Source organism: Janthinobacterium sp. Ant5-2-1, assembly GCF_001445815.1.
Taxonomy (GTDB): Bacteria; Pseudomonadota; Gammaproteobacteria; order Burkholderiales; family Burkholderiaceae_D; genus Janthinobacterium; species Janthinobacterium lividum_E.
Window position 1 is genome coordinate 1 of the sequence record NZ_LNCE01000112.1, and the last position, 8,631, is coordinate 8,631.

Genomic DNA, 8,631 nt, shown 5'->3' on the forward strand with positions numbered 1-8,631 from the left:
GGCGCCCGGCTGGAAACGCGCGCCGCCAGCCAGCGGACGGGCTTGCACGGCAGGCAGCGGCTCGCCCGGCTCCAGCGCAGTGGGCGCGATGCGTTCGCGGCGGCTGGCGCGCAGCACCGCCAGGGTCAGCCAGATATTGCCGGCGACGGCAAAGGCCAGCGCCGCCAGCACGAACTGTAAAGTCAGGGCATCCATCAGCCCGCCTTTGCCAGAGTTGCGATGTCGTGCAGGGAAATCACGGCCACGCAGACGATGGCCGCCAGGCCGGCGGCCAACAGGGAGGTGGCGATGGGCAAGGCCGTTTCCTGCGCCAGCGCAAAGTAGCTGCCGTTGATGCCCACCGCCAGCATGTTGCGCAGCAGGTCGTACTGCGACACGGGCCGCGCCGCTTCGCCAAAGCAGCTGCAGCGCACCACGCTGTGCGTAAAGTAGCGCCAGGCCAGGACGCCAGTAAGGGTACTCAGCAGCAAGAGCGACAGCAGCATCGGCAGGTACGTGCCGCCTGCCAGCAGCCAGCCGGCCAGCAGCAGTTCCGCCGCCACCAGGGCTGGCGCAGCGAATTGGGCGGCGGCGGACGGCAGGCCGAACGAGGTGGCCAGGTTGCCGCGAAATTCCCCGTAGCTGCGCAGCTTGCCTACGCTGGCCGCCAGCAGCAGTAAGGCGATGACATAGCGCACGATATCGGACAAAAAGGGGAGAGCTGTCAGCATTGCGTGCTCCACAGCGGCGCAAAGCCGCCCGGACGCTGGCGCCGCAGCTGCACGCCGTCGCGCGAGGCCAGCAGGGCGTCATTCCACGCTTCGTCGGGCGCGCTGCGCAGGGCGCCGCCTATGCTCGATTGCAATTGCGTCGAGATGGCCCAAGCCAGCCGTTCGGCGTGGGCATCGCGCGCCATGTTCAAGCCCAGCTGGGCCAGCTCTTCGCGCGTCAGGGCATAGTTGTGCGAGTGGTAGCCCGTCACCAGTTGCGCGACGATGGCGCGCCGCGCCTCTGGCGTGGCGTCGGGCAATTGCCATGCGATCAATTCCTCGCCGATCTGCGACAGTTCCAGCGTGGTGCGGTAAAAGGCCGTCAGGGAAGGGGGGAAGATGCTGCCGCACAGCAAGGACAGCGATTGCTGGCGCGCCTCGGCCGCATCCACGCCGAACCACTGCTGCGCCATGTCGCCGAACACCTTGATGTCCAAGCTGGAAATGGCGCCGCCGTCGACGCCATCGAGCTGCGGGTCGATGGGCGAGAACAGGGCCAGGTCGCCGGCGATGATTTCATCGGCGCCCAAGGCCAGCAGGGTGGCTGCCGACTGGCAGTGGAAGGGCACGATAAAGCTCAGGTGGCGCGCATGCTGGCGCAGCAGGATGGCGATGCGGCGCGCCGCGTTGACGATGCCGCCGCGGCCGTGCAGCACCACGTCGAGGCGCGCCACAGGGCCGATGCCCTGGCACAGCTCGTACAGGGAGGGCAGCAGTTCCATGTCCAGGTGCGAGGCGGCCAGGACGATGGCGCGGCTGTCGCGCACAAGCTCCAGTTCGCGCAGCTGGACGGGGATCTGGCTCAGTTCTGGCTGCGGCATAACGCTCCTTCGATCAGGGTAGTGGCCACGCTTTCCAGCAGGGGCAAGGCGGGCACCAGTTGTTGCACATACAAAAATTGACCGACAGGATTGTTTTCCAGGAAAACATACTCGCCTTCGGGCGTGACGATGAGGTCCAGTGCGCCATATTCGAGGCCATAGCTGTGCACGAAAGCGAGGCAGCGCTGCCGTATGTCATCCGGCAAGGTCGCGGCTTCATAGCGGATGGGGGCCGACATGTCGCGCGAATCGATGGCCGTGCGCGCATCGTCCTGGGAATACAGGCGTGCGGCAAACAGTTGCTTGCCGATCACGGTGATCCGCAATTCGTATTGCTTGGCGATATATTCCTGGAACTGGCAGCTCAGTTCGCTGACGGCGTCCAGGCTGTCCAGCATGGCATCGTCGACGATGGTGGTGCCGATGCCGGCGCTGACCCTGTCTGCATCTTCGACGGTTTCGGCGGCCAGGCTTGGCGTGGACATGCTCTTGAAAATGATGGGTCCTTTGACGGCCGCGCGGAAAGCGCGCACGTCGTCGGGTACGTTGGTGATCACGGTGGCGGGCACGCGGAAACCCATGCGCGCGGCCCGCGCAAGCTGTTCGCCTTTCCATTGTGCGCCGCGCAGGGCCAGCGGATGGCTGAGCCAGTAGCAATCGAGCCCGTACAGCATGCTGAAGATGGCTTGCTCGGTTTCCAGCTGCGCATAGGCGCGCTCCTGCGGCGTCAGGTCGGCGCTGGCGTAGGCATAGTCGGCCGGCTTGCGCAGCCAGACGGCGCCCACTTGCTGCAGGTCAAGCCAGTCGCCATCGGGCAAGCGGTGCAGGCGCGCGCTGGCGCGGCCGTCCAGCAGGCGCTGGCACAGCTGGTAATCGCGGGGAAAGGCGTCGAGGTCGATACGGAAGGGGACATGGCCGCGGTCGGCCAGTATCTGGGAAACCAGGTCGGCGTGCAAATCGCCGCTATGGCTGATAATTAATACCTTTTTATGCATTCAGGGGCCTGCTGCGAAGGAAAGGCCTTGCCGTGGCAAGGCCTTCAGTTGGCTAAGGTATCAGCAATACACGCCAGTATCGTTGGGCGCAAAGCGCGAACTGTCGCGCAGATTGTAATCTTCCGGATCGCCGTAATACGTGCAGCCGGCCACGGCTACGCCATCGCGCACCTGCCATGGTTGCTTGACTTCCTTGTCTGTTTCCTTTTCCGCCAGTTTGAAAGCAAACAGCTTGGTTTGATTCTGTTTTTGCATTGTCATCCTCTTGTCGTGGTTAAGTGCCGCTTTTTTGAATCTCCAGTGGCGCCGGCTTTTATCGATAAAGAATCGTAAATAATGGTATGTATGCCGCGCGCAGGAATACACTGCGCCGCAATTGGCGCCAATTCATCAAGTCGGGATTGGAATAAAACCCCGCCAGGGGCGAGGTTCCAGGGTGCAGCGAAGATCAGCAATACTGGCCGCTGTCGTTCGGCTTGAGCCGCGAAGAGTCGCGATATTGATCATGGGTGCCAACGGCGGTGCAGCCAGCCACGGCGACGCCGTCGCGCACTTTCCAGGCGGTGGCGGGCGCCGCCTGTTTTTGCACCTGTTTTTCTGCCAGTTTGAACGCGAACAATTTGGTTTGATTTTGCATTGTACTATCCTCTTGTGATGGTTAAGTACTGCCTGTTTTGAGTGCCAGTTGATTTGGCTTTCAAATGCTAATTTTTAAAGAATGCCGCGTCAACCAATAAATTAAAAATTTAAAAAATAAATATCGATCGATATGAATGCCGCACGCACGGGGAAACCGCGCCGCAAATGGTGCAAGCGTGTTTGCATCGGGAATTAAATGAACTTCCCGTCATAAGTTGAATGGATGCGGGTGCGGCGTTCAGCAGAACTGGCCGGTATCGCGGGAATTGATGGTGGAAGAGTAGCGGTATTGGAATCGGTCGACTTCGCTGCAACCGGCGACGGCAACGCCGGTACGTACCTTCCATTCGGTGGGCGGGGTAGGCGGGGTTGATATCTTTTTCTCAGCAAGCTTGAAAGCGAACAATTTTGGTTGGTTTTGCATTGTACTATCCTCTTGTGATGGTTAAGTACGGCTTGAGCTGTTGGCCACGATGAATGGCTTTACGATATTAGCGCCGCAATAATTAAGCGTCAACGTGAAATTGAATTGTGCGCGCGACTGCATTTTTAGAATAATCACCAAATATCACGCAATGTTCCGATATTATTATCAATCGATAAATAATAATTGTGGGATTTAAATATCGGGATGGAGCAAATATTATTGCGCCGCACTATCGCGGTGCATGCGGATGATTATGGCGGGGAATGGATGGCGCTTGCGCGGGGTGGCGCACTATAATGGCGCCTGATTAAGAGAGAGGAGTCGCAGCATGGATATTACCGACAGCCTGCGGCAGCAGGCGTATGTGCAGGCCGCCGCCTTCGTGCGGACCTTGGACGGGCGCGATCCTGTTGCGTTGCAGCGCGACTGGGGCCTGTCGGCGGCCGTGGCCGACGAGATCATCGAGACGCTCGACAGCTATTTTACGGCACGCCAGACGCTATCCCTGGCGCCGCTGGCGCAAGCCTTCGTGCCGGGCAAGGGCGGCCGTCCCGCCGTCGACATGTATGCGACCGATGCCGGACCGCTGGGTATGGAATGCCTGTTGCTGGCCGATGGCAAGCCCGGCGAGGCGATCTTGCACCTGGAAATGTCCGGCCACGATGGCGCGCTGCGCCTCCATTACCACTACATTGGATCCTGAAAGCACCATGACCGCACCGATCAGTGAAACACAACAGCGCATCTGCGACAAATTCGGCCTGCCGGCGCAAGCGCCCGAGCCCATGGTGGCCCTGGCCATCGCCAGCCTGGCGCAGTCGCCCATCTACGGCACGCGCATCGTGCTGCCGGAAAACGGCACCATCAGCTGGTTCATCCACTGCGGCGAACATGACGATGCGCTGGACTTTTACCAGCCCCTGCATGCGGAACACCTGCATGAAATGCTGCCGCAGGTAGTCGATTACCTTGCCTTGCCCAGCGGCGCCAAGTTCATCCTCGACCGGGAAGGGTACGAGGATGTGTGGCTGGACGAGTAACTTTCTGAATGGCAAGATTGTCGTTGACGTTGACAAATAGGTATGGGATGCTGCGGTTCCGTTTTCTCTTGCCGAAAGCTGCATCGTGAAGCCACGCCTCCCGTCTGTCCTGCTCGTCATGGCGCTTGCCGCCATCCCCGCCAGCCATGCGCAGGCGTCCCGTGCCGAACACGATATTGCCGCCTTCGTGCGCAGCGAAATGCAGGAGCGCCAGATTCCAGGGCTGCAACTGGCCGTGATACAGCATGGCAAAATCGTACTGAAGCGCAACTTCGGCCTGGCCAACGTGCAATACCAGGTGCCGGTGACGGACGCCAGCCTGTTTTCCATCAACTCGGCAACGAAAGCGTTTGCTGGTGTCGCCGCGATGCAGCTGGTGCAGGAGGGCAAGGTCGACCTGGCCGCCCCTATCGGCCAGTACCTGACGGGGCTGCCTGTCGCCTGGCAAGCCGTGACGGTGACGCAATTGCTCAACCATACCTCGGGCTTGCCCGACGTGCTCGATCAACGCAGCGGCAAGCTGGTGGGGCCGCAGCCGGATGACGTCGATGCGGCGTGGACAGCCGTGCAGGCGCTGGCCGTGGAAGCCCCGCCAGGCCAGCGCTACCGCTACAACCAGACCAATTACGTGTTGCTGGCGCAATTGATCGAGCGCCAGGGCGGCCAGCCCTTTACCGCCTTCATCCAGCGCCGGCAATTCGACGTGGCGGGCATGCCGCACAGCGGCTTTGGCGACGCGAAGGACGTGGTCGCCAACAAGGCCAGTTCCTACGTGCTGGACCGGGGCGGCAAAGGCTACCGCAACGTGATCGAAGACTTTCCCGTGTTCATGCGCGCCGGGGCCGGCATCAACAGCAATGCGGGTGAACTGGTCAACTGGCTTATCGCGCTGCAGTCGGGACGCTTGCTGGCCCCCGCCGCTGTAGAACGGCTGTGGCAGCCGACCAGCTTGAATGACGGCAAGCCGGCGCCGTGGGCGCTGGGGTGGCCCACCATCGGCCGCGATGGCCACCGCGCCGTGGCCGGCATCGGCGGTGGCCGCTCGGCCTTTTATGTGTATCCGAACGATGGCCTGGCCGTCATTATCCTCAGCAACCTGGCCGGTGGCCAGCCGGAACAGCTGATCGATACCGTCGCCGGCTTTTATCTTCCCGCCCTGCGCCAGCAGCGGGGCGGCGCGTATGCCGCGCACCTGCTGCGCAAGCGGGCGGCCAGCGCCGGTTTCGAGGGGCTGGACCAGAAGCTGGCGGCCATCCTGCGCCAGCACGGCTTGCCAAAGCCCACGGAAGACGACTTGAATGCCTGGGGCTACCGCCTGCTGGGCCGGCAGCAGCCGAAACAGGCCGTCGCCGTCTTCGAGCTTGGCGTGCAACTGTATCCGCAAGGGGCGAATGGCCACGACAGCCTGGCCGAAGCGTACGAGGCGGACGGCGCCAAGGACCTGGCCGCCACGCATTACCGCCGTTCGCTGGAACTGGACCCCGGCAATACGCACGCCGTGGCCCGCTTGCGCGCGCTGGGCGTCGACTAGTTGGCAGCCTTGCCGTGTTCCGCGCCGTGCATGGCCAGATAGGCGGCCAGGTTGTCATCGGCGATGCCCAGCGCGCGCAAGACTTCCCTGGTGAAGGTGACGGGCGCCGTGCCGGGCGCCGTGATGACGCGCTGGTCGGCCACGGCCCACGGCACGTCCTGGTACAGGGCCGCGCCCGCATAGCCCGTATCCGTCAGGTTCTCGGCGCAATTCGAGGTGTGGCGCACGGTGTCGAGCACGCCCGCCTGCGCCAGCACGCGCGTGCCGTCGCAAATGCCGGCCAGCACCACGCCCTTGTCGCGCGCCGCGCGCAGTAGCGGGCCCAGGTCTGGCGCCTTGCCGCTTTGCCAGAAGCTGCCGCCGCATACCATCAGCAAGTCGAGTTCATCGAGATTGACCTCTTCCAGCGCCAGTTGCGGCGTGACCAGCATGCCGCCGGACGAGGTAACGGGCAAGCCGCCCGGCGTGGCGAACTGCGTGTAAAAGCCGTAGTACAGGCGCGCCGTGGAATTGAGCAGGGCGGTTTCCCAATCGGCAAAGTTCTCGGTCAGAATGGTGATGGCACGTGTCATGAAGAAGTCCTGTCGCAAGTGGTGATATCAATAGTACAGGCTGGCTAGCCCGCTGGTGCCGAAATCATAATAAAAAGTACTGACAGTTTCTGTCAGGAGCGCGTGGAAATAATGGTACAAGTTGCAACAGACTGCGCTACAATCGCGGGCCCGTCCGCACGGGCATCTCCTTCCATGCCTGTTACTTGTCGCCTCCATGCTGATTCTGTTTTGCCGTGTCCTGCTCAGCATCGCTGGCCTGCTGGTTTTTTTCCTCTTCGATCAATTAAGCGCGAACGAATGCCTGAAATTGGCCGTCTTGCTGGCGGCCTTCCTGCTGGGCGTGGGCGGCGTACTGCATGTGTGGCGTGGCGGTTCCAGCGCCCGTGCGATTACCGTGCTGCTGCGCGTCGTCGTGCCCGTGTTTTACCTCGACGCCGCCATCAAGGGATTTTTGCGTGGCTATTTTGGCATGCGCCCCAATCCCAATGCGGTTTTGCAAGCCATGTTTGCGACAGATCAAGCCGAAACGGGCGAGTTTTTTCTGCACAACAGCGTCGCCCTGGCGCAATCGGCCGGCGGCTTCCTGCTCGTGACGGCGGCCGTGCTGCTGGCCGACCGCCAGTTGCAGCGCTGGCAAGCGGCGTGCGACGTTGCCGCGCCTGGCCTGGCGCAAAAATGCTTTGCCGCCTGCATGGCGATCTTTCTCGTGCTGCTGCACGTCAACACCACGATGCGGCGCGAAAATCCGGCCCTGTTCTGGCCGCTGCGCTACCAGCAGTACAGCGCGCAGCTGGACGCCATGAAATCGATGCAGCACGCGCTGACGGCGGCCATGGCCGCGCCGCGCGACTGGAACGTGCGCTATGCGGGCGAGGATGCGCGCACCGTCATACTCGTGATCGGCGAGAGCACGAACCGCGCCTCGATGTCGCTGTATGGCTATGCGCGGGCGACTACGCCCCGGCTCGACGCGATGCGCTCGAAGCTGCTGGTATTTAATGACGTGATTTCGCCGGCCGCCAGCACCGTGGAATCGATGATGACGATGCTCACGCCCGCCGATATCGGCAACCCGGACGCGTGGATGGCCAAGCCGAATCTGCTGATGCTGGCCGAGGCGGCCGGCTACAAGACGTTCTGGGTATCGAACCAGACGCGCAACGATGGCTGGATCGGGTTGCTGGCGGGCGAGGCCGATGAAAGCGACTTCATCAACTATGGCACTGGCCGTGGCGAAAACAATTTTGACGGCAACCTGTTCCAGCCGTTCGCCCACGCGCTGCGCGACGAAGCGCCGAAAAAACTCATCGTCGTGCACTTGCTGGGCGCGCATCCCAGCTATGACATGCGCTATCCCCGCCGCTTCGCGCATTTCGACCGGGCGCACGACGCTGTCAGCGCACAGATGGAGCACCAGGGCAGGTCGAGCTGGATACGCAACCAGCGCGACGAGTACGACAACGCCATTCGCTATGGCGATTACGTGCTGGGCACCCTGATCGGCATGGCGGAAAAGGCCAAGACGGATCGCGCGGCCTCGCTGCTGTTCGTATCCGACCATGGGCAGGAAGTGGGCTACAGCCGCAATCATGCGGGTCATTCCGCGTCGGACAAGAGCGGCTATGAAATTCCCATGCTGATCTGGGACAACCGGCAAGCGCCGCAATCGGAGGGGGCGCGCGCCGCGCTGGAAAGCCGGCCGTATCAGACGGACAAACTCGATGCGACCGTGCTGGGCTTGCTGAAGATCGAAACGCGCTATTACGCGGCGCATGACGATATCCTCAGCAGCGCCTTTACGCCCGTGCAGCGCTTCATGAATGGCTTGCGCTACCAGCGCGGCCGCCAATAAAAAGGCCCGGCGCCGCCGCGGGA

12 protein-coding genes are annotated in these 8,631 nt (G+C 62.2%); 4 read left to right on the forward strand and 8 right to left on the reverse strand.

Translation table 11 applies throughout. The features are described 5' to 3' along the window. The 7 genes from ASN89_RS25235 to ASN89_RS29225 form a co-directional block, all read right to left on the reverse strand. Positions 1-195 (reverse strand): hypothetical protein (locus tag ASN89_RS25235; RefSeq protein ID WP_152988693.1); only part of this gene is annotated, 195 nt, incomplete at its 3' end. Beyond that, positions 195-710, reverse strand: a complete 516-nt coding sequence (locus ASN89_RS25240) for a MauE/DoxX family redox-associated membrane protein (protein WP_058051175.1) — start codon at positions 708-710, stop codon at positions 195-197. The genes ASN89_RS25240 and ASN89_RS25235, both read right to left, overlap by 1 nt. Further along, positions 704-1,570, reverse strand: coding sequence for an SDH family Clp fold serine proteinase (locus ASN89_RS25245; RefSeq protein ID WP_058051176.1), 867 nt, complete (start codon positions 1,568-1,570; stop codon positions 704-706). The genes ASN89_RS25240 and ASN89_RS25245 overlap by 7 nt, the downstream gene beginning before the upstream one ends. Next, entirely contained in the window at positions 1,552-2,565 is a 1,014-nt protein-coding gene (locus ASN89_RS25250; RefSeq protein ID WP_058051177.1) for an ATP-grasp domain-containing protein, read from the reverse strand. The genes ASN89_RS25245 and ASN89_RS25250 overlap by 19 nt, the downstream gene beginning before the upstream one ends. A 60-nt stretch (positions 2,566-2,625) precedes the next feature. Beyond that, positions 2,626-2,820: a hypothetical protein gene (locus tag ASN89_RS29215; RefSeq protein ID WP_058051178.1), complete on the reverse strand. Its 195-nt coding sequence runs from the start codon at positions 2,818-2,820 to the stop codon at positions 2,626-2,628. A 193-nt stretch (positions 2,821-3,013) separates the two neighbouring features. Beyond that, the gene (locus ASN89_RS29220) at positions 3,014-3,202 is read right to left on the reverse strand and encodes a hypothetical protein (protein WP_058051179.1); all 189 of its coding nucleotides are present in this window, start codon (positions 3,200-3,202) and stop codon (positions 3,014-3,016) included. A 240-nt stretch (positions 3,203-3,442) separates the two neighbouring features. Further along, positions 3,443-3,628 carry a hypothetical protein gene (locus ASN89_RS29225; RefSeq protein ID WP_138829092.1) on the reverse strand — a complete coding sequence of 62 codons (186 nt, stop codon included), beginning with the start codon at positions 3,626-3,628 and terminating at the stop codon, positions 3,443-3,445. A 331-nt stretch (positions 3,629-3,959) separates the two neighbouring features. Here ASN89_RS29225 and ASN89_RS25265 point away from each other — a divergent pair, with 331 nt between their 5' ends. The 3 genes from ASN89_RS25265 to ASN89_RS25275 all read left to right on the forward strand — a co-directional run bounded on the left by ASN89_RS25265 (position 3,960) and on the right by ASN89_RS25275 (position 6,202). Beyond that, on the forward strand, positions 3,960-4,334 hold the full coding sequence (locus tag ASN89_RS25265; RefSeq protein ID WP_058051180.1) for a hypothetical protein: 375 nt from the start codon (positions 3,960-3,962) through the stop codon (positions 4,332-4,334). Between the two features lie 7 nt (positions 4,335-4,341). Next, positions 4,342-4,671, forward strand: coding sequence for a hypothetical protein (locus tag ASN89_RS25270; RefSeq protein ID WP_058051181.1), 330 nt, complete (start codon positions 4,342-4,344; stop codon positions 4,669-4,671). A gap of 85 nt (positions 4,672-4,756) precedes the next feature. Further along, positions 4,757-6,202: a serine hydrolase domain-containing protein gene (locus ASN89_RS25275; RefSeq protein ID WP_200969127.1), complete on the forward strand. Its 1,446-nt coding sequence runs from the start codon at positions 4,757-4,759 to the stop codon at positions 6,200-6,202. On the opposite strand, the gene ASN89_RS25280 is transcribed toward ASN89_RS25275, so the two are convergent. After that, complete coding sequence (locus ASN89_RS25280; protein ID WP_058051183.1) at positions 6,199-6,774, reverse strand: type 1 glutamine amidotransferase family protein; 576 nt, start codon at positions 6,772-6,774, stop codon at positions 6,199-6,201. The two genes, ASN89_RS25275 and ASN89_RS25280, sit on opposite strands and share 4 nt — an antisense overlap. Positions 6,775-6,970: 196 nt before the next feature. On the opposite strand from ASN89_RS25280, the gene ASN89_RS25285 reads away from it, so the two are divergent. Further along, the gene (locus ASN89_RS25285; RefSeq protein ID WP_058051184.1) at positions 6,971-8,608 is read left to right on the forward strand and encodes a phosphoethanolamine transferase; all 1,638 of its coding nucleotides are present in this window, start codon (positions 6,971-6,973) and stop codon (positions 8,606-8,608) included. Positions 8,609-8,631: the final 23 nt, after the last annotated feature.